Consider the following 19248-nt stretch of genomic DNA (forward strand, 5'->3'; position numbering starts at 1 on the left):
GGGGCGTCGGCGGGGCGGGTCAGGCGCCCGACATCATCTCTTCCGCGCGCCTGGCCATCTCGTCCGGCGGGATGTCCTCCACGTGCGTCGAGACGTCCCACCGGTGGCCGTACGGGTCCTCGATCTGGCCGGAGCGGTCGCCGTAGAACTTGTTCTCGACCGGCTGGAGCACCTTGGCGCCCAGCGAGACGGCCCGTTCCACGGCGGCGTCCACGTCCTCGACGTACACCATGATCGACAGCGGTGAGCCGCCGACCTTCTTCGGTCCGACGGCGCCCATCTCGGGGAACTCGTCAGCGAGCATCAGCACCGAATTGCCGATCTGGAGCTCGGCGTGGCCGAGCTTGCCGTCCGGTGTGGGGAACCGGATCCGTTCGGTGGCGCCGAACACGGACGTGTAGAAGTCGATCGCGGCGGCCGCGCCGTCGACGTACAGGTACGGGGTGAGCCGGGGATACTCCTCCGGGATGGGTTTCGTGGCCATGAGCACCTCCACTAGGGGTTCCTGTGGCCAAGCTTTCACCCCGGGCCCGGGCCCGCATCCCGGCTCGCCCCGCCGTTCACCCCTCCCTCTGGGCCAGCTTCAGCAGATGGTCGGCGAGCGCCTGACCGCCCTCCGGGTCGCGAGAGATCAGCAGCAGCGTGTCGTCGCCCGCGATGGTGCCGAGGATGGCGTGGAGTTCGGCCTGGTCGATGGCCGAGGCGAGGAACTGCGCGGCGCCCGGCGGGGTGCGCAGGACGACCAGGTTGGCGGAGGCCTCCGCGGAGATGAGGAGTTCGCCGGAGAGGCGCCGCATGCGCTCCTCCTTGGCGGACTCGCCGAGCGGCGCCTGCGGGGTGCGGAAGCCGCCCTCGCTGGGCACCGCGTAGATCAGCTCGCCGCCCGTGTTGCGGATCTTCACGGCGCCCAGCTCGTCGAGGTCGCGGGAGAGCGTCGCCTGGGTGACGCTCAGCCCGTCGTCCGCGAGGAGCCTGGCCAGCTGGCTCTGGGAGCGCACCGGCTGCCGGTTGAGGATGTCCACGATCCGCCGGTGGCGTGCCGTGCGGGTCTGGGGGACGGCGGGTCCGCTGTGGCCGTTGTCCTGGGCCTCGGTCATCGTTGTGTCATTCTCCGGCTCTTGTCTCCCCGTCGGCCTGGTCCAGGACACCGGGCAGGGCCCGGAGGAAGGCGTCCACGTCGTCGTCGCCGATGATCAGCGGTGGCATGAGCCGTACGACGTCGGGGGCGGGCGCGTTCACCAGGAGGCCGGCGTCCTGAGCCGCCTGCTGCACCTTGGCTGCGAGGGGCTCGGTGAGCACGATACCCAGCAGCAGGCCCGCACCGCGGACGTGGGAGACCAGCGGGTGGTCGAGGGCTTCGATTCCGTGGCGGAGTTTCTCGCCGAGCCGCTTGACCTGGTCGAGGGCTCCGTCGGCGGCGAGGGTGTCGAGCACGGCGAGTCCGGCGGCGCAGGCGACGGGGTTGCCGCCGAAGGTGGTGCCGTGGTGGCCGGGCTTGAGCAGGTCGGCCGCGGGGCCGAACGCGACGGTCGCGCCGATGGGCAGGCCGCCGCCGAGGCCCTTGGCGAGGGTGAGGACATCGGGCTCGACGCCGTGCGCCTGGTGCTCGAACCACTGGCCGCAGCGGCCGATGCCGGTCTGGACCTCGTCGAGGACGAGGAGGGTGCCGGTGGCGCGGGTGATCTCGCGGGCGGCCTCCAGGTAGCCCTTGGGCGGGACGACCACGCCGTTCTCGCCCTGGATCGGCTCGATGATCACGAGGGCGGTGTCGGTGGTGACCGCCGCGCGCAGGGCGTCGGCGTCGGCGTACGGGACGTGGGTGACGTCGCCGGGCAGGGGCAGGAACGGCTCCTGCTTCGCGGGCTGGCCGGTGAGGGCGAGGGCGCCCATGGTGCGGCCGTGGAAGCCGCCGGTGGTGGCGACCATGTGCGGGCGGCCGGTGAGGCGGCCGATCTTGAAGGCGGCCTCGTTGGCCTCGGCGCCGGAGTTGCAGAAGAAGACCCGGCCGGGGCGCCCGGAGAGCTGGAGCAGCCGCTCGGCGAGGGCGACGGGCGGCTCGGCGACGAAGAGGTTGGAGACGTGGGACAGGGACTGGATCTGGTCGGTGACCGCCTTGACGACCGCCGGATGGGCGTGGCCCAGGGCGGTGACGGCGATGCCGCCGACGAAGTCGAGGTACTCCTTGCCGTCGGCGTCCCAGACGCGAGAGCCCGCTCCGCGGACGAGGGGGAGGCGGGGCGTGCCGTAGTTGTCCGCCATGGCGGACTGCCAGCGCTGGGTGAGCTGTTCGTTGCTCATGCGGAAGCTGCCTCCTGTTCGTCCGGGACGACCATGGTGCCGATGCCTTCGTCGGTGAAGATCTCCAGCAGGATGGAGTGCTGGACGCGCCCGTCGATGACGCGGGCGGTGTGGACGCCGTTGCGTACGGCGTGCAGGCAGCCCTCCATCTTGGGGACCATGCCGCTGGACAGCTCGGGCAGGAGCTTCTCCAGTTGGGTGGCGGTGAGGCGGCTGATGACCTCGTCACTGTGCGGCCAGTCCTCGTAGAGGCCCTCGACGTCGGTGAGGACCATCAGCGTTTCGGCGTCCAGCGCCGCAGCGAGTGCCGCAGCCGCCGTATCAGCATTGACGTTGTAGACATGTCCGTCGTCCTCGGAGCGGGCGATGGAGGAGACGACCGGGATGCGGCCGTCGGCGAGGAGCGCCTCGATGGCGCCGGTGTCGATGGCGGTGATCTCGCCGACGCGGCCGATGTCGACGAGTTCGCCCTCGATGCGGGGCTGGTGCTTGGTGGCGGTGATGGTGTGGGCGTCCTCGCCGGTGAGGCCGACGGCGAGCGGGCCGTGCTGGTTGAGCAGGCCGACGAGCTCGCGCTGGACCTGGCCGGCGAGGACCATCCGTACGACGTCCATCGCGTCCTCGGTGGTGACGCGGAGGCCCGCCTTGAACTCGCTGACGATGCCGTGCCGGTCGAGGGCGGCGCTGATCTGGGGGCCGCCGCCGTGCACGACGACGGGCTTGAGTCCGGCGTGGTGGAGGAAGACGACGTCCTGGGCGAAGGCGGCCTTCAGCTCCTCGTCGACCATGGCGTTGCCGCCGAACTTGATGACGACGGTCTTGCCGCGGTGGCGGGTGAGCCAGGGCAGGGCCTCGATGAGGATCTGGGCCTTGGGCAGCGCGGTGTGCTTGCGGGTCGCGGTCATGAGCTGTACGCGCTGTTCTCGTGGACGTAGTCGGCGGTGAGGTCGTTGGTCCAGATCACGGCGGATGCCGTGCCGGCGGCGAGGTCGGCGGTGATCTTGACTTCGCGGTAGCGCATGTCGACGAGCTCGCGGTCCTCGCCGACGCCGCCGTTCTTGCAGACCCAGACGTCGTTGATGGCGACGTTGAGGCGGTCGGGCTCGAAGGCGGCGGACGTGGTGCCGATGGCGGAGAGCACCCGGCCCCAGTTGGGGTCCTCGCCGTGGATGGCGCACTTGAGGAGGTTGTTGCGGGCGATGGACCGGCCGACCTCGACGGCGTCGTCCTCGGTCGCGGCGTTCACCACCTCGATACGGATGTCCTTGGACGCGCCCTCGGCGTCGCCGATGAGCTGGCGGCCGAGGCTGTCGCAGACCTCCCGTACGGCTTCCGCGAACGCGTCGTAAGCGGGGGTGACGCCGGAGGCGCCGGAGGCCAGGAGCAGGACGGTGTCGTTGGTGGACATGCAGCCGTCGGAGTCGACCCGGTCGAAGGTGACGCGGGTCGCGGCGCGCAGGGCCCGGTCGAGGTCGGGGGCCTCGATGTCGGCGTCGGTGGTGAGGACGACGAGCATCGTGGCGAGGCCGGGGGCGAGCATGCCCGCGCCCTTGGCCATGCCGCCGACGGTCCAGCCGTCCCGGGTGACGACGGCGGTCTTGTGGACCGTGTCGGTGGTCTTGATGGCGATGGCCGCCTTCTCACCGCCGTGCTCGCTGAGTTCGGCGGCGGCCTTCTCGACGCCGGGGAGCAGCTTGTCCATGGGGAGGAGGACCCCGATGAGCCCGGTGGAGCAGACGGCGACCTCGCCCGCGCCGATCTCCAGCACCTCCGCGGCCTTCTCGGCGGTGGCGTGGGTGTCCTGGAAGCCCTGGGGTCCTGTGCAGGCGTTGGCGCCGCCGGAGTTGAGGACGACGGCGGTCAGCTCGCCGGTCTTGAGCACCTGCTCGGACCACAGGACCGGGGCCGCCTTGACGCGGTTGGAGGTGAAGACGCCCGCGGCGGCGCGACGCGGACCGTTGTTGACCACGAGGGCCAGGTCCGGGTTGCCGTTCTCCTTGATTCCGGCGGCGATGCCCGCCGCCGTGAATCCCTTGGCTGCCGTGACGCTCACGGTGCGACTCCGATCGTGGAAAGTCCGGTCTCCTCGGGGAGTCCGAGGGCGATGTTCATACTCTGCACCGCGCCGCCGGCGGTGCCCTTGGTGAGGTTGTCGATGGCGCTGATCGCGATGATCCGGCCGGCCGCCTCGTCGTGGGCGACCTGGACGTGGACGGCGTTGGAGCCGTACACGGAGGCGGTCGCTGGCCACTGCCCCTCGGGGAGCAGGTGGACGAAGGCCTCGTCGCCGTACGCCTTCTCGTACGCGGCGCGTACGTCTTCGGCGCTGACGCCCGGCTTGGCCTTGGCGCTGCACGTGGCGAGGATGCCGCGGGCCATGGGGGCGAGGGTGGGCGTGAAGGACACGCTGACGGGCTCGCCGGCGGCCGCGGTGAGGTTCTGGGCCATCTCGGGTGTGTGGCGGTGGCCGCCGCCGACGCCGTACGGGGACATGGAGCCCATGACCTCGGAGCCGAGCAGGTGCGGCTTGGGTGCCTTGCCCGCGCCGGAGGTGCCGGTGGCGGCGACGATCACGGCCTCGGGCTCGACCAGGCCGTTCGCGTACGCGGGGAAGAGCGCGAGCGACACGGCGGTCGGGTAGCAGCCGGGCACCGCGACGCGCTTGGACCCCTCCAGCGCGGCGCGGGCGCCCGGCAGCTCGGGGAGGCCGTAGGGCCAGGTCCCGGCGTGCGGGGAGCCGTAGAACCTCTCCCAGTCGGCGGCGTCCTTCAGCCGGAAGTCGGCGCCCATGTCGATGACGAGGACGTCGTCTCCGAGCTGCTCGGCGACGGCGGCGGACTGCCCGTGGGGCAGCGCGAGAAACACCACGTCGTGCCCGGCGAGCGCCTCGGGCCCGGTCGCCTCAAGCACCCGCTCGGCCAGCGGAACGAGATGCGGCTGCAGCGCGCCGAGCTTCTGGCCCGCGTTGGAGTTGCCCGTGAGGGCGCCGATCTCGACACCGGGGTGGGCGAGCAGCAGGCGGAGCACTTCTCCGCCCGCGTATCCGCTCGCTCCTGCCACTGCCACGCGTACCGTCATCGGACCTCCCTCTCGATGGCATGACTATACACAGTCACGCAGTTTTATGCAAAGAGTGTCGGTCGACCGGGCAGAGCTCGCGACTTTCTATCTCCAACATGCGTTGTTCCTAGAATGGCCGGATGGAGGACATCGACGCGATCGCGGCGTTGCAGGATCCGGTGCGGCGCCGCCTGTACGAGTACGTGGCGGCACAGGGCCGCGAGGTCGGGCGCAACGAGGCCGCCGAGGCGGCCGGGGTGGCGCGCACGCTCGCCGCGCACCATCTGGACAGGCTGACCGAGGCCGGGCTGCTGGAGAGCGGCAGCCGCCGCCTGACGGGCCGTTCGGGGCCGGGGGCGGGCCGTCCCGCGAAGGTGTACACACGGGCGCGGGCCGAGCGGGCGGTGTCGCTGCCCGCCCGCGACTACCGCACGGCCGCCGAGCTGCTCGCCGAGGCCGCCGAGGAGGCCGGGCTCGACGCCGGGCTCTGCGCGGCGGCGCGCCGCAGGGGCGAGGTCATGCGCGGCTCGGCGGCGCCCTGCGGCGACCTTGAAGAGGCCATGGAGATGCTGGCCGCCCGCGGCTACGAACCGCACCTGGAAGGCGCGGACGGCGCCCAGGACACCGAGGGGGCGACCGCGGCGGCCGCAGGCGTCGTCCGCATGCACAACTGCCCCTTCCATGCCGTCGCCGAACGCTTCCCGCCGCTCGTCTGCGGCATGAATCTCGCACTGCTGGAGGGGCTGCTCGGTACGGACGGCCCCCTGCGCGCCCGCATGGACGCCCGGCCGGGCAAGTGCTGCGTGGTGGTGGAGAGTTCTAAAAACAATGATGATTGACATAGAAAACCGGGCCGTGCTGGGATGAGGCCATGACCGCATCCGCGCATGCCGCCCACCTCGCCCAGCTCAATGTCGCCACGCTCCGTCACCCCCTCGACGACCCGCGCGTGGCGCCGTTCGTCGAGATGCTCGATCCGGTCAACGCCGCCGCCGACGGCGCGCCCGGCTTCGTGTGGCGGCTCGTGGAGGAGGGGGCGGCCGACGCCACCGGCCTGCGCCCGGCGGGCGAGGACGTCATCGTCAACCTGTCGGTGTGGGAGACCCAGGAGGCGCTGTGGGACTTCGCCTACCGCAGCGGGCACCTGGAGGTGATGCGGCGGCGCCGCGAATGGTTCGAACGGCACGTCGAGGCGCACCTGGTGCTCTGGTGGGTCCCCGCCGGGCACGTCCCGACCGTCGGCGAGGCCCTGGAGCGGCTGGCGGACCTGCGGACGCACGGGCCGTCCCCGCGCGCGTTCACCTTCGCCTCCTCCTACACCGCCGCCGAGGCCGCCCAGCACCTTCAGGCCGCGCCGCCGACGCGGCCTGAGCCGGTCACGCCAGAGTGACGCGCGTCCCGCCTTCAGCGGGCCTCCGCACGGTCAGCCGTCCGCGGCTTGTTCGGCTGGTTCGGCTTCCCAGCGCAGCAGGTCTCCCGGCTGGCACTCGAGTACCTCGCAGAGCGCGGCGAGCGTCGCGAAGCGGACCGCCTTGGCGCGGCCGTTCTTGAGCACCGCCAGGTTGGCGGGCGTGATGCCGACGCGTTCGGCGAGTTCGCCCACGGACATCTTCCGCTTCGCCAGCATCACGTCGATGTCGACGGCGATCGGCATCAGATCACCCCGTCCAGCTCGGCCTCCAGCTGCGCCGCCTGGGTGTCGCGCGCGACGGCCTGGGCGAGCAGCATCCGCAGCACCAGCACGATGAGGGCGACACCCAGGACCGCCAGTCCGAGCACGCCGATCAGGAGGACGATGCCGGGGGCGACGGCCTCACCAGGCGCCAGGACGACCCCGAACGCGAACACCAGGAGGGCGGCCGCCACGAAGGCGCCGGTCACGGTGTCCACGTACCGGAAGGCGGCGTGCGAGAACACGGTTCCGCGCCGCACCATCGTCACCAGCCGCCACACGCAGACCAGGACGACCTGCAGCGCCACGACACCCAGGACGACCATCACGAGGACCGGGGTGCGCAGGTGCGCGACGTCCGCGTCGAGGCCCTTCATGTCGCCGGCCAGCAGCGGCACCATCACTCCCTGCACGAACAGCGAGCCGGCGGCCAGCACCACGAGCACGGCACGCAGTGCGAGCACTGTCAGCTGTCCCATCACCCCTCCTTCGATCGATTCACGATGGAAACCTATCGAGAGTCGATAGGTTCGGCAGGCAGGACCGCCGCTGCGGATCGCCGTACCCACCTAGGCAACCCGCACCGGACGATGGGCCCCGGCGGGCGGCCGAGGCCGTAGGATCCGAGCCGCAGTCGTCCCCACAGGAGGAAACGTGGCCGCGTCCCCGGCGCCCGGCGTACTCGCCCGGATGCCCGATCTCGTCCGTGCGATGCCGGCCGAACGGGGCGGTGTCCTCTGGAAACTCACGCCCGAGGCCCGCCAACTGGACGCGAACGTCGTACGGTTGGCGCCGGGCGCCCAGGTCGCGAGCCATGTCGAGCCGGACCTCGACGTGCTGCTGTACGTCGTGAACGGCCGCGGCACGCTGGTCACCGAGGAGGACGAGGAACCGCAGCCGCTTGAGGGCGGGTGCGTGGTGTGGCTGCCGCACGGGGCGCGACGGGGGCTGGAGGCGGGGCCGCACGGGCTCGACTACCTCACGGTGCACCGGCGTCGCCCGGGCATGACGATCCGTCACGCGCCGGGTGCGGGCGGGGCTTCCGAGCGGGCGGGCGGTGAGCCGGCGTGCCTGCTGGACCGGGTGTGCCCGGAGTGCGGGCGCCTCGCGCCCGAAGCGCCCGACGTCCGCTTCTGCGGGCGGTGCGGGACGCGTCTGCCGGAGCGCTGACGGCGGCGGCCAGGAACTGGAGGGCGGCCGCCGCCGCGAGGACGCCGGGCGGCGTGTGCGGGGCGTCCGGCTGCGGGCGGGTCTACCTCGCCCTGGGCAGCGGCGTACCGCAGCGCTACTGCTCGCGCCGGTGCGCGACCCGGGTGCGGGTCGCCGCCCACCGGCGCGCGAAAGCCGCCGGCTGAGAGGCCCGCCCCCGATGAGCCCTCAGCGCGTCCTCAGCGCGTCTTCAGCGCTTCACCGCGCGCAGCACCACGAACTTCGGGTCGCTCGCGACCACCGCGCAGTTGCCGAAGAGGCGCTTGAGCGTGACGTGGTAGCCGAGGTGGCGGTTGCCGACGACCCGCAGTTCGCCGCCGCGCCGCAGGGCGCGCCGCGCGCCGGTGAACATCCGGCGGGCTGTGGCGTCGGTGAGGGCCTGGTGGCTGTGGAAGGGCGGGTTGTTCAGGACGACGTCGACGGAGCCGTCGGGGATGTCCGCCGCGCCGTCGCCGACCACGAACCGGGCCTTGGCCGCGGGCGGTGCGCTCGCGCGGAACGTCTCCTCGGCGGAGGCGACGGCCTGGTACGACTCATCGGTGAAGATCACTTCCGCGTCGGGTTCGGCGGTCGCGACGGCGAGGCCCACGACGCCGTTGCCGCAGCCGAGGTCGACGACGCGGGAGCCGCCGAGGCCGCGCGGCAGGTGCTGGAGGAAGAGCCGGGTGCCGATGTCCAGGCGGTCGGCGCAGAAGATGCCGGCGTGGTTGACGACCGTCAGCCCGGCGGCGGCCGGGGCGTCGGCGGGCAGGCGGTACCGGTGGGGCCACGGGTTCTCGCCACGCGCGAGGCCCGGATCGGGGGTGCTGAAGATCAGGCGGGCCTTCTTCACGGCGAGGGACGTGCGCGTGGGGCCGACGAGCCGTTCGAACAGCGTGAGCGTGGAGGTGTGGATCTCCTTGACCATGCCCGTGCCGATGACGACCGTGCCGGCGTGCAGGGCGGGCGCGAGCCGGTGCAGCTGGTCCTCCAGGAGCGCGAGGCTCTTGGGGACGCGGACGAGCAGCACGTCGACGCGCTCGGGCGGGGTGTCCCGGGTGGTGAGCAGGCGGGGCGCCGTGCCGTGGGCCAGCCCCGCGCGCGCCAGGTTCGACCGGGTGGCCTCGCGGCCCAGGTACGAGTCGGTGATCTGGACCAGCGTGCCGCTGGCGCCCGGCCGTCCGGCCAGCGCCGTGACCAGGGCGCCCCAGCGGTCGCCCAGCACCGCGACGGTGCCCTGGAGCGCCGGGGCGCCCGGTTCGGTGAGCTGCCGCAGCAGGTACTCGTCGGCGGCGTCCCAGGCGCGCAGCGGGTCGCGCGGGTGCTCGGGGAAGCGGGTGAGCTCGTACTCGCCCCAGGGCGTGGTCAAACGGTTCATCGTGGCTTCAGGCTAGCCGGTACGGAGCCGGGTCCCGCTTCCGCTCCCCGCCCCCGCTTCCGCTCACTGCGCGCCGAGGGTCATCCAGCGCTCGGGGTGGCGCAGCGGCCGGAAGCCCGCCTTCTCGTACACGCCGTGCGCGTCCTCCGTGGCGAGCATGATCCGCTTCAGCCCGAGCGGCGCGAGACGCGTGCGCACCGCGTCGACGAGGGCGCCGCCGAGGCCCTTGCCGCGTGCCTCGCGGGCGACGTAGACGTCGCAGAGCCAGGCGAAGGTGGCGTGGTCGGTGACGATCCGGGCGTACCCGGCCATGGCGCCGGTCGCCGTGTCGTACGCGCCGAAGTTGAGGGATCCGTCGATGGCCCGGTCCTGCGTCTCGCGGCTGCGGCCCAGCGCCCAGTAGGCGTCCGTCGAGAGCCAGTGGTGAACCAGTGCGCGATCCAGACGGGCAGGGTCGGTCGAAATCTCGTACGGGCCGAAAGCGGTCGTCTCCTTCATGGTCGAACGCTTGCAGGGAAAGGGCTCGCTGTCAGTGGTGGATGCCACGATCGACGCATGAACGCGACTGCTGCCGACTACCGCTGGCTCGACGACCACTGCCCGGACCTGATCGAGGCGTACTGCGCCACGCTCGTGCACGCGGTCCCGCCGGCGGAGGTGCTCGACCGGCTGCGGGCGCGCCGCGAGGGCGTGGTCACGGGCATATCGGCGCTCATGGAGGCGGCGGGCGAGGCGTGGCGGACGTCGGGGGGCGACCGGCACTTCGTGGGTGTCTGCGAGGTCGGCGGCTGGACGATGGTGGTGGAGCCGAACGGCTATCTGGGCAGCCTGAACGAGACGGCGAAGGCCCTGTCGAGGGGTACGGAGCTGGTCACGCACTTCCGCAACGTGAACGCGGTGGACCACTTCAGCCGCTACGTGGACGGCGATCTGCGGCTGCACTTCGAGCCGCTGTTCCCGTACGCGCGGGACGGGGCGGACGCGGACGCCCACGGGGCGGTGGCGCTGATGCGGGAGGTGGGCTTCGACCTGCGGGAGGAGGGCGGGGACATCGGCGCGACGACGGAGGCGGCGTTCGCGCTGGCCGAGCGGCTGACGGGGGTGCGGCTGACGCCGGGGCTGCTGGACGAGGCGGAGTTCGTGTGGGGTACGGCCCCGGGCGGCTGAACGCGGCGGTCCCGCGCGTCCGAGTGCGGCGGACCCGGGCATCCGAGTGCGGCGGACCCGGGCGTCCGAGTGCGGCAGGCCCGGGCAGCGGAACGCCGCCGGCCCGGGCGGCCGAAACGCGGCCGGGTCGGGCAGCGGAAACGCGGCAGTCCCGGGCTTCGAGTGCGCGCCTCGGGTGACGCGGACCACACGCAGGGACGTAGACTCCCAAATACGGACATCCACTCCGAGGAGGTCTCTCCCGATGGAAGCAACCGTGGGCGACAAGCTGCTGGTGCACGGCCGCGTGGTCGGCCAGCACGACCGGACCGCCGAGATCCTCGAAGTGCTCGGGGACCACGGCAATCCCCCGTACCGCGTCCGCTTCGACGACGACGGACACGAGGCCGTGATGTCACCGGGTCCCGACGCCGTCGTCCGGCACAAGGGACAGTTCAAGGAACACCACTGACCTCACGGGCCGTCCCTCACCTGCCCGGCGGACGGACCGGCGTCGGATAGTGGTCGGACACCACTCTGGCCATGGCACCGATCCGGTCCGTCGCCACGTCCCGGGTGCCGAAGAAGGCATGGCCGAGCACCTGGTCGTGCTCCCGGGCGAACGTGAGGTGCCGGGAGAGTTCCGCCGGGTCCTGCCAGGCCCGGTCCTGGAGCGGGTCACCGGCGCGGTACAGGGCCTCGCCCACGTACAGCTGGACGCCCGTGCCCCGGACGACGTCGTTCCACCACGGCACGAGGGTGGCGTAGTCGGCGGCGCGGTTGCCGATGTGCCAGTACAGCTGCGGCACCACGTGGTCGATCCAGCGTTCCTTGACCCATCGGTACGTATCGGCGTGCAGGTCGTCGTAGGTCTGCAGGCCCTGGGTCGCGGAGCCGCGCGGGTCGGTGGCGGCGTTGCGCCAGATCCCGAAGGGGCTGATGCCGAAACGCACCCGAGGCTTGATCTCCCTGATCCGCTCGGACATCTCGCGGACGAGCCGGTCGATGTTGTCGCGCCGCCAGGCGGCGCGGTCCGGGAAGCCGTCGCCGTGTGCGGCGTACGCGGCGTCGTCGTCGAAGGCCTGCCCGGCCACCGGATACGGATAGAAGTAGTCGTCGAAGTGGACGGCGTCGATGTCGTAGCGGCGGACGGCGTCCAGCATGGCGTCCTCGACGAACCGCCGGACCTCGGGCAGCCCCGGGTTGTAGTAGAGCTTCCCGCCGTACGGGACGACCCAGTCCGGGTGCAGGCGCGCCGGGTGCGAGGCGGCGAGCCGGGACGGGTCGGTGTGCAGGGCGACACGGTACGGGTTGAACCAGGCGTGCAGTTCCAGGCCCCGCCGGTGGGCCTCCTCGACGGCGGTGGCCAGCGGGTCCCAGCCGGGGTTCTTGCCCTGTGTACCGGTGAGGCACTGGGCCCACGGCTCGTACGGTGACGGCCACAGGGCGTCGGCCGTGGGCCGCACCTGGAGGATCACCGTGTTGAGCCGGCACTCGACCGCAGAGTCGAGTACGGCGAGCAGTTCGGCGCGCTGGTCGGCCGGGGGCAGCCCGGGGCGGGACGGCCAGTCGCGGTTGGTGACGGTGGCGACCCACATGCCGCGGAACTCCTCCGCGCGCCGGCCGCCCCGGTGCTCGCCGTCGCCGCGCTCGCCGTCGCCGCGCTCGCCGCCGCCGTGCTTGCCGTCGCCATCCCGGCCGTGCCGGTGTCCGGCACCGCCCCTGCCGCCGACGCCGGTCGCGTCGCCCGCGACCAGCAGGGAGGCGACCAGGCCTGCCGCGCCCGCCATCAGGCCGCGGCGTCCGATCACGCGGCGGTCGCCGCCGCTCCTCTTGTGTGTCATGCCGTGTGCCTCATGCTGTCGCCCCAGTCGTCACTCGCCGGTCGTCGCCGACCATGGTCGTTTCGGCTGCTTTGCCGCTTGTGCACTCTATGCGCCCGGGTGGGGTGCTCCGGACCGCACGGGCCGTCACCGGGGAGGATGCCCGGCCCGGGCCACCGGCGATCCGTACGAACGGAGTAACGTCGTGGGGTCGAGGCGGGCGCGACGGAACCATACGGAGGGCCCGCCACCGGAGATCAGCGAAAGGCACGAGGTGACGGACTCAATGGCCGACATTGCACGCGTCGGAGTGGTGGGCTGCGGTCAGATGGGCGCAGGCATCGCGGAGGTGTGCGCCCGCAGCGGCCTCGACGTCAAGGTGGCCGAGACCACGGGTGAGGCGCTGGAGATCGGCCGGACCCGGCTGTACAACTCGCTCGACAAGGCCGCCGAACGCGGCAAGATCAGCGAGGAGGAGCGGGACGCGGCGCTCGGCTGGCTGAGCTTCACCACGGACCTGGGCGAGTTCGCGGACCGGGACCTCGTGATCGAGGCGGTCGTCGAGAACGAGCAGGTCAAGACCGAGATCTTCCAGGTGCTCGACCAGGTGGTGACTCGGCAGGACGCGATCCTCGCGTCGAACACGTCGTCCATCCCGCTGGTGAAGCTGGCCGTGGCGACCTCCCGCCCCGACCAGGTCATCGGCATCCACTTCTTCAACCCGGCCCCGGTGCAGAAGCTCGTCGAGCTGATCCCGGCGCTCACCACGTCCGAGGGCACGATCGGCCGCGCCCAGGTCTTCGCCGAGAAGCTGCTGGGCAAGCACGCGATCCGCGCCCAGGACCGCTCCGGCTTCGTCGTCAACGCGCTGCTGGTGCCGTACCTGCTCTCCGCGATCCGGATGTTCGAGTCGGGCATCGCCAGCCGCGAGGACATCGACAACGGCATGGAGTACGGCTGCGCCCACCCGATGGGCCCGCTGAAGCTCTCCGACCTGATCGGCCTCGACACGATCGCCTCGATCGCGGACTCGATGTACGCCGAGTACAAGGAGCCCCTGTACGCCGCTCCCCCGCTGCTCCAGCGCATGGTGGACGCGGGCCGGCTCGGCCGGAAGACGGGCTCGGGTTTCTACCTGTACTCGTGAGGAACCCCCTGTACGCGTGAGGACGCCCCGGTCCTGGAGGGCGCGGAAAACTGCCGTAACCCGGCAGTGTCCGCGCCCTTGTCCGTATGAGACGCTCGGCGGGCCCGCGAGGGCATGAGCACGACCGAGCAAGACCGAGCAAGATCGAGGGGGAATGGTGTCGCGGACCCAGAGCGTACGCAGGATCGCGCGGACCCTGTCCGAAGGCGGCGATCCCAGGGCGATGGCCGAGGCCGAGATGCGGCGGCGCCTCGGAGGCGTGAGCGGCGCCGCGGGCGGCGCCGCTGGGGGCGCGGCCGGTACGAACGTTCCCGTGGCGGCCGCCTCCCGCGGCGGGGCGGCCGAGGAGCCGCACGGCGACGGCATGGACCCGGCGGACTTCCCCGCGGCCCGTGAGCAGGGCGGCAGCATGGCCACGGTCATGACGCAGAAGACCATGCCGCTCGACGAGGCCGGCGAGGCGCTGAACCGCAGCGAGCAGCAGCGCGACGGCGGTCAGCCGGTGCATGTGATCTGCCCGATGGTGATGCCGAAGGGCCGGTCGTTCCTGAGCATGCTGCCCGTGGGGCTGCTGCTGGTGCTCGGCGTGATCGGGTCAGCGGCGGTGGGCGCGGCCGGCGGCAGCGTCCTCACGCATCCGCTGTTCGGGTGGCACTACTGGGTGATCTCGGTGCTCGCCGTGTGCTTCGTGTGGGCGCGGCAGGGCATGGCGATGATTCCGGACGGCTGCCAGGCGCTGATCACGCGCTTCGGGAAGCTGGAGAAGGTCGTCGGACCCGGCCGGGTGATCCTGCTGAGCCCGTGGAAGCGGGTCTCCTACATCCTCAACACCACGCGTGAGTACCCCTTCAACGCGCCCGTGCGCGAGGCGCCGACGAAGGGCGGCGTGAAGGCGTCCATCGACCTGTTCATCCAGTTCCGGATCAACGACCCGACGGAGTTCGTGTACACGCTGGGCGCCGTGCGCGGCTTCGAGGAGAAGCTGAGCAACGCGGTCAGCGAGACGATCCGCAGCCTCATCTACGAGCAGGAGGCCGCCGGGATCTACGACATGGTCGGTGAGGACACCGGGCGGCTCCTGGAGCAGCTCAACCAGCAGTTCCAGCCGGCCGTCGAGCTGACCAACGCCAACATCATCCACGCCGAGCCCTCGGACCAGGGCTACCGCATGGACCTGGCGGCCCCCGAGATGGTGCGGGTGGCGAAGGAGGCGTACACGCACGAGTACGCGCTCCAGCTCCGCAAGGAGCAGGACGAGGGCGACCTCGCCAAGGAACTGGCGACCCGTCAGGAGACGCTGTCGGCGATCCACGCGGACATCGCCAGCTACCAGGCGCAGATGGACACCGCCGTCGAGCGTGAGACGAACCGGGCGCATGCCCTGGCCCGTCAGCGCTACGTCCAGGCGGAGTCGGAGGCGAAGGCGAACGCGGCGCTGCTGGAGGCGCAGGCCCTGGACATCCGCGCGATGACCGCGGCCGAGGCCCCGGAGATCCTGCAGTACCGCTACCAGCAGCGGGTCCTGGACACGCTGGAGCAGGTGGCGGACCACCTGCCGCAGCTCGTGCGGATCGGCGGCTCCGGCGACCCGGCCGAGGCGGCGGGCGTGGACTTCCTGCTGCTGGCACGTGAGCTGATCGGTGAGCGCGGGGCCGAGCTGTTCTCGGACGGCGACATGGCCGCGATGCGGGCCCGGCTCGCCGAGGTGTCGGAGCGGATCGCGGAGCGCGGCCCGGAGATCCGGGCCCTGCTGACGGAGGAGCGGCCGACCGTACCGGCCGTCCACGACGGCGAAGCCGACCAGACACAGCAGGAGCAGCAGGAGCAGCAGGCCCAGCAGGAGCAGCAGGAGCAGGAGGCGGGTCAGTGAGCACGGCACGTACGAGCAACCGGTCCGTCATCGCCGAGGCCGTCGCTCCCTGGAGCGACATCGCGCAGCTCCTGCGCGGCGGCGAGGCCGGCACCCTGATTCCCGTCATCATCCCGAAGTCGCGCCGCCGCCTGTGGTGGATGCTGCCGCTGTGGCTGGGCGTGTTCGCGGTGCTCAGCGGTGTGATGCTGACCGTGGAGGCGAGCACCTCCGGCGCCGTCGGGGAGTTCGCGTACGGGGCGCTGGCCACGGTCGCGTACATCGTGGGCGCCCTGCTGCTGGTCGTGGGCGGGCTGTGGTGGTGGCGCTCCTCGATCGTCGAGATCGAGCAGGGCACCCACGGCATCCTCACCCGCTACGGCGCCTACACGAGCACCCTGGAGGCGGGCCGGCACTACCTGTGGCACCCGTGGGCGCGGGTCGAGTTCGTCGTCGACACGGCGACGGAGATCCCGTACTCGGCGCCGGTGATGGCCTGCCCGACGCAGGAGAACGTGCCGCTGCGGTCGATCGAGTTCTTCCTGAAGTTCCGCATCACGGACGCGCTGCTGTTCGTACGGACCATCGGCGCGGGCAACTTCGACCTGGTGCTGTCCAGCGCCGTGCAGGACGCGATCCGGCAGCGGGCCCGCAGGATGCGCACCGAGCGGGCGTACGACCTGCGCGGCTCGGACGTCGCGGACATGCAGGACCTGCTGAACCGTCAGCTGTCCCGGTACGGCGTGCGCATCACCGGCTCGAACATCCCGGACGTGCAGCTTCCGGCCCAGTACCAGCAGCATCTGGCGACCCGGGAGCGGGTGGCGAAGGAGCGCACCGCGTACGAGCAGGAGTGGGGTCTGACCCGTAAGCGCCGCATCGACAGTCTCGGCATGGACATCGAGCGGGCGAAGAAGGTGCGGGACGCGCGGATCGTGGAGGTGAAGGCGGCGCTGAACCGGGCGCGTGAGGCGGTGGCGCAGCTCCTGGAGGAGCAGGAGACCAACGCGCAGCGCGTGCGGTTCGAGATCGAGACGCGCGGCCGCAGCGGGCTGATCTCGGCGGAGAACGAGGCGCGGGCGCAGCGGGCGCTGGCCCAGGCGTACCGGGACAACCGGGCGGTCCTCCAGTACGAGCTGGCGCTGCGCCGCCTGGAGGTGGGCGCGGAGCTGGCGGTGAACGCCCCGCAGCCGGTGGTGGTCCGCACCGACGGGCCGGGCGCCGGGGACACGTCGGCGCTGTCGACGCTGCTCACGGCGCAGCTGCTGCCGAAGACGGCGCTCGGGAAGCCGGTGCCGGCACGGGCGGACGACGACGAGGAGTAGCGCTCGTACGGCGGTGAGGAGGGGCCGGTCCATGCGGGCCGGCCCCGGGAACACGCGGTCAGCCGAGCCGCAGATGGTGCAGCATCAGCAGGCCGGCCGCCATGTTTGCGGCCGGTACCTCACCGCGGGCGATCATGTCCGGAGCGAGTTTGAGCGGTATCCACTCGCGGCGGGACGACTCGAAGCCGTCGGTCGGCTCGCCGATGTACGTGGCGTCATCGGCGAAGTAGAGGTGGTGGCGGGCGTCGGTGAGCCCGTTGGACGGTTCGACGGTGAGGAGGTGTTGGAGGGGGCCGGGGCGCCAGCCCGTCTCCTCCTCCATCTCGCGGGCGGCCGCGGTCTCGACGCTCTCGCCGTCCTCGACGACGCCCGCGGCGAACTCCCAGCCCCAGGTGTCGGTGATGAAGCGGTGCCGCCAGAGCATCAGGACCTCGTTGGCCTCGTTGACGGCGGTCGCCACGGCGACGGGGCGGAGCCGGATGAGGAAGTGGTCGAGGTGGCGTCCGTCCGGGAGTGCGACATCGGCCCGATTGACCTTGAACCAGCCGTTTTCATACACGGTTTTTTCGCTCAGGTTCGTCCACTGCACTGTTCTGCCACCTTCCGACTGTGTAGGTGGCAATATCGCAGCAGCCGCCCGCTCAGAGCGGAACGCGCAATGCCGCGTCGATGAGTTCGGCCGCCTCGTCCGCGTCGCCGCAGCCGCTCGCGACCAGATGTTCGCGCACCAGGCGCAGCCGGTCCCGCAGCCGCTGGGACTCCATTCCGCGGGCCCGCTCCGCCATCTCGACGGCCGTCCGCGCGGCCCTCTCCGCCTCGCCCTGCCGCAGCTGGATCTGGCTGAGAATCGCCAGCCGGTGCACCCGCCCCCGGTCGTGCGCCGGGGTCCGCACGGCCGCCGCCGCGTTCTCCCGGGCGCCCGGAAGATCACCCAGACTGAGCAGGGCCTCGGCGACCTGTACGTTGACCAGGCCCGGCTGGACGTAGCCCGTCTCGTCCGGTTCGCAGCCCGGCCGGATGCGCACCGCCTCCGACTCGGCGCGGTGGATGCAGCGCAGGGCGGCCGCCGCGTCGCCCAGATGCGCGTACGCCTTGGCCTGCATGGCGTGCAGATCGGCGGCGAGCGCCGGGGTGATCTGCTGCCCGGCCGCCCGCAGCGCGGCCTCAGCGAAGGCGACGGCCTGCCGGTACTCGCCCATGAACAGCGACTGGTTGACCAGCAGCGCGATCACATAGGCGCCGAGGCCGCGGTCGCCGCTCGCCTTCGCCAGGCGCAGTGCCTGGTGGAAGTAGCGCTGGGCGAGCCCGTGGGCGTCGGAGTCGTACGCGCAGATGCCCGCCACCGCGACCAGGCCGCCCGCCGCGCGGTGCAACTGCCGCCCCAGCGTGTCGTTGTAGGCGCCGCGCAGCAGGGGCGCCGTCTCGGCGTTGAGGAACCCGACGACGCGGGTACGCGTGGCGACGCCGCCGGCCTTGCGGTACATCAGCTCGTAGTGGGCGCGGGCCGCGCGCAGCATGTCGATGTCGGACATGCTGACGCTGGTGTGGCCGTCCCGGGACACGTCCGCGTCCTCGGGCGGGTTCTCCCACTCCCAGACCGGCATCACGGCGGGCGTGCCGGTCACCGCGCGGGCGCCGAGGAGGTGCGGGCGCTGCTGCTCGTCGGAGCGCCACAGGGCGGTGGCCCGCTCCACGAACCCGGACAGCGGCGTGCCGTGCGGCACGGCGGCGTCCCCGGCCACGCCGAGCCCGACGTCGTCGAGCGTGACCGGGCGGCGCAGCCGGGCGCCGAGCACCTCGCAGATCAGGTCCGGGACCTGGCCGCGCGGCCGCTGGCCCTTCAGCCAGCGGGCCACGGCGGTGTGTTCGTACCGCAGGGCCAGGCCTCTGGCGCGGCCGGCCCGGTTGACGTGGGCGGCCAGGCCCGCGTGGGAGATCCCCGCCTCGTCGAGCAGGGCGTCGAGCAGGGTGTTGGGCTGCATGGGTGCCCCTCCGGTGCCGTGCCTCGGTGGATTCAGGGTAGTGGAGCCCGGTTCGCACGGGGTGTGAATGAAGTGCCCGTATCCGTGCCGCGCGCACTCTCCCGCCGTGTGCCGGGGGCCTGTTGACTGGATGCCTCTCAGGAGGCGGCCGGGCCGCCGGCTCCCCCTCGTACAGCACGGCGGCCCGTTCCGCGCCGCCCGCCCGGTCGACCTGCCCGACACTCCGAGACCGGGAGGGCGGCGCCCAGCCGCACGAGGGGCTAGGTCGTGTCCGGCGGATCATGCCTGGGCCGCAGGGTCTGGCACGCACGTCTGCGGCGTTGTCGTCAGTCGCGATGGCTCCGCCATCACTCCCTCCTCCGCCTTGCAGCCGCACGCAC

22 protein-coding genes are annotated in these 19248 nt (G+C 72.1%); 9 read left to right on the plus strand and 13 right to left on the minus strand.

The features are described 5' to 3' along the window. Positions 1-19: 19 nt before the first annotated feature. The 6 genes from HTZ82_RS02510 to argC form a co-directional block, all read right to left on the minus strand. On the minus strand, positions 20-484 hold the full coding sequence (locus HTZ82_RS02510; protein ID WP_175407585.1) for a VOC family protein: 465 nt from the start codon (positions 482-484) through the stop codon (positions 20-22). Between the two features lie 76 nt (positions 485-560). After that, positions 561-1097, minus strand: a complete 537-nt coding sequence (locus tag HTZ82_RS02515) for an arginine repressor (protein WP_175407586.1) — start codon at positions 1095-1097, stop codon at positions 561-563. Positions 1098-1104: 7 nt separating this feature from the next. Further along, positions 1105-2298, minus strand: coding sequence for an acetylornithine transaminase (locus HTZ82_RS02520; RefSeq protein ID WP_175407587.1), 1194 nt, complete (start codon positions 2296-2298; stop codon positions 1105-1107). Further along, a complete protein-coding gene (argB, locus tag HTZ82_RS02525; protein ID WP_175407588.1) occupies positions 2295-3203 on the minus strand; it encodes an acetylglutamate kinase in 909 nt (302 codons plus the stop codon). The genes HTZ82_RS02520 and argB overlap by 4 nt, the downstream gene beginning before the upstream one ends. After that, complete coding sequence (gene argJ, locus HTZ82_RS02530) at positions 3200-4351, minus strand: bifunctional glutamate N-acetyltransferase/amino-acid acetyltransferase ArgJ (RefSeq protein WP_175407589.1); 1152 nt, start codon at positions 4349-4351, stop codon at positions 3200-3202. The genes argB and argJ overlap by 4 nt, the downstream gene beginning before the upstream one ends. Continuing rightward, positions 4348-5376, minus strand: coding sequence for an N-acetyl-gamma-glutamyl-phosphate reductase (gene argC / locus HTZ82_RS02535; RefSeq protein WP_175407590.1), 1029 nt, complete (start codon positions 5374-5376; stop codon positions 4348-4350). Before argC ends, argJ begins: the two co-directional genes overlap by 4 nt. Positions 5377-5498: 122 nt before the next feature. Between argC and HTZ82_RS02540 the strand changes: the two genes are divergently transcribed. Next, on the plus strand, positions 5499-6197 hold the full coding sequence (locus HTZ82_RS02540; RefSeq protein WP_175407591.1) for a metalloregulator ArsR/SmtB family transcription factor: 699 nt from the start codon (positions 5499-5501) through the stop codon (positions 6195-6197). A 32-nt stretch (positions 6198-6229) separates the two neighbouring features. After that, positions 6230-6748 carry a DUF3291 domain-containing protein gene (locus HTZ82_RS02545; protein ID WP_175407592.1) on the plus strand — a complete coding sequence of 173 codons (519 nt, stop codon included), beginning with the start codon at positions 6230-6232 and terminating at the stop codon, positions 6746-6748. Between the two features lie 33 nt (positions 6749-6781). Here the strand turns inward: HTZ82_RS02545 and HTZ82_RS02550 are convergent, their stop codons facing one another. Continuing rightward, complete coding sequence (locus HTZ82_RS02550) at positions 6782-7012, minus strand: helix-turn-helix transcriptional regulator (RefSeq protein WP_175407593.1); 231 nt, start codon at positions 7010-7012, stop codon at positions 6782-6784. Continuing rightward, positions 7012-7509 carry a DUF2975 domain-containing protein gene (locus tag HTZ82_RS02555; RefSeq protein WP_175407594.1) on the minus strand — a complete coding sequence of 166 codons (498 nt, stop codon included), beginning with the start codon at positions 7507-7509 and terminating at the stop codon, positions 7012-7014. Before HTZ82_RS02555 ends, HTZ82_RS02550 begins: the two co-directional genes overlap by 1 nt. 175 nt (positions 7510-7684) lie before the next feature. On the opposite strand from HTZ82_RS02555, the gene HTZ82_RS02560 reads away from it, so the two are divergent. Together HTZ82_RS02560 and HTZ82_RS02565 are read left to right on the plus strand one after the other, a co-directional pair. Further along, positions 7685-8200: a hypothetical protein gene (locus HTZ82_RS02560; protein ID WP_309235277.1), complete on the plus strand. Its 516-nt coding sequence runs from the start codon at positions 7685-7687 to the stop codon at positions 8198-8200. Continuing rightward, positions 8173-8385: a CGNR zinc finger domain-containing protein gene (locus HTZ82_RS02565; protein WP_309235278.1), complete on the plus strand. Its 213-nt coding sequence runs from the start codon at positions 8173-8175 to the stop codon at positions 8383-8385. The genes HTZ82_RS02560 and HTZ82_RS02565 overlap by 28 nt, the downstream gene beginning before the upstream one ends. A gap of 44 nt (positions 8386-8429) precedes the next feature. On the opposite strand, the gene HTZ82_RS02570 is transcribed toward HTZ82_RS02565, so the two are convergent. Continuing rightward, positions 8430-9596, minus strand: coding sequence for a methyltransferase (locus HTZ82_RS02570; RefSeq protein WP_175407596.1), 1167 nt, complete (start codon positions 9594-9596; stop codon positions 8430-8432). A gap of 63 nt (positions 9597-9659) precedes the next feature. Next, positions 9660-10094 carry a GNAT family N-acetyltransferase gene (locus tag HTZ82_RS02575; RefSeq protein ID WP_175407597.1) on the minus strand — a complete coding sequence of 145 codons (435 nt, stop codon included), beginning with the start codon at positions 10092-10094 and terminating at the stop codon, positions 9660-9662. 57 nt (positions 10095-10151) lie between these two features. Here HTZ82_RS02575 and HTZ82_RS02580 point away from each other — a divergent pair, with 57 nt between their 5' ends. Further along, entirely contained in the window at positions 10152-10763 is a 612-nt protein-coding gene (locus HTZ82_RS02580; protein WP_175407598.1) for a DUF6461 domain-containing protein, read from the plus strand. 244 nt (positions 10764-11007) lie between these two features. Further along, on the plus strand, positions 11008-11214 hold the full coding sequence (locus tag HTZ82_RS02585) for a DUF1918 domain-containing protein (RefSeq protein WP_175407599.1): 207 nt from the start codon (positions 11008-11010) through the stop codon (positions 11212-11214). A gap of 16 nt (positions 11215-11230) precedes the next feature. Here HTZ82_RS02585 and HTZ82_RS02590 read toward each other — a convergent pair whose 3' ends face one another. Then, a complete protein-coding gene (locus HTZ82_RS02590; protein WP_254711572.1) occupies positions 11231-12586 on the minus strand; it encodes a glycoside hydrolase family 10 protein in 1356 nt (451 codons plus the stop codon). Positions 12587-12851: 265 nt separating this feature from the next. Between HTZ82_RS02590 and HTZ82_RS02595 the strand changes: the two genes are divergently transcribed. The 3 genes from HTZ82_RS02595 (at position 12852) to HTZ82_RS02605 (ending at position 16886) form a co-directional block, all read left to right on the plus strand. Beyond that, positions 12852-13712: a 3-hydroxybutyryl-CoA dehydrogenase gene (locus tag HTZ82_RS02595; protein WP_175407600.1), complete on the plus strand. Its 861-nt coding sequence runs from the start codon at positions 12852-12854 to the stop codon at positions 13710-13712. A gap of 154 nt (positions 13713-13866) precedes the next feature. Beyond that, a complete protein-coding gene (locus HTZ82_RS02600) occupies positions 13867-15582 on the plus strand; it encodes an SPFH domain-containing protein (protein WP_175407601.1) in 1716 nt (571 codons plus the stop codon). After that, entirely contained in the window at positions 15579-16886 is a 1308-nt protein-coding gene (locus HTZ82_RS02605; protein WP_175407602.1) for an SPFH domain-containing protein, read from the plus strand. Before HTZ82_RS02600 ends, HTZ82_RS02605 begins: the two co-directional genes overlap by 4 nt. A gap of 58 nt (positions 16887-16944) precedes the next feature. On the opposite strand, the gene HTZ82_RS02610 is transcribed toward HTZ82_RS02605, so the two are convergent. Together HTZ82_RS02610 and HTZ82_RS02615 are read right to left on the minus strand one after the other, a co-directional pair. Further along, entirely contained in the window at positions 16945-17475 is a 531-nt protein-coding gene (locus tag HTZ82_RS02610) for an NUDIX hydrolase (RefSeq protein WP_175407603.1), read from the minus strand. A gap of 52 nt (positions 17476-17527) precedes the next feature. After that, the gene (locus HTZ82_RS02615) at positions 17528-18868 is read right to left on the minus strand and encodes a transcriptional regulator (protein ID WP_175407604.1); all 1341 of its coding nucleotides are present in this window, start codon (positions 18866-18868) and stop codon (positions 17528-17530) included. Between the last annotated feature and the right edge of the window lie 380 nt (positions 18869-19248).

It is taken from the genome of Streptomyces sp. TRM64462 (assembly GCF_013362995.1).
In the GTDB taxonomy this organism is placed as follows: Bacteria; Actinomycetota; Actinomycetes; order Streptomycetales; family Streptomycetaceae; genus Streptomyces.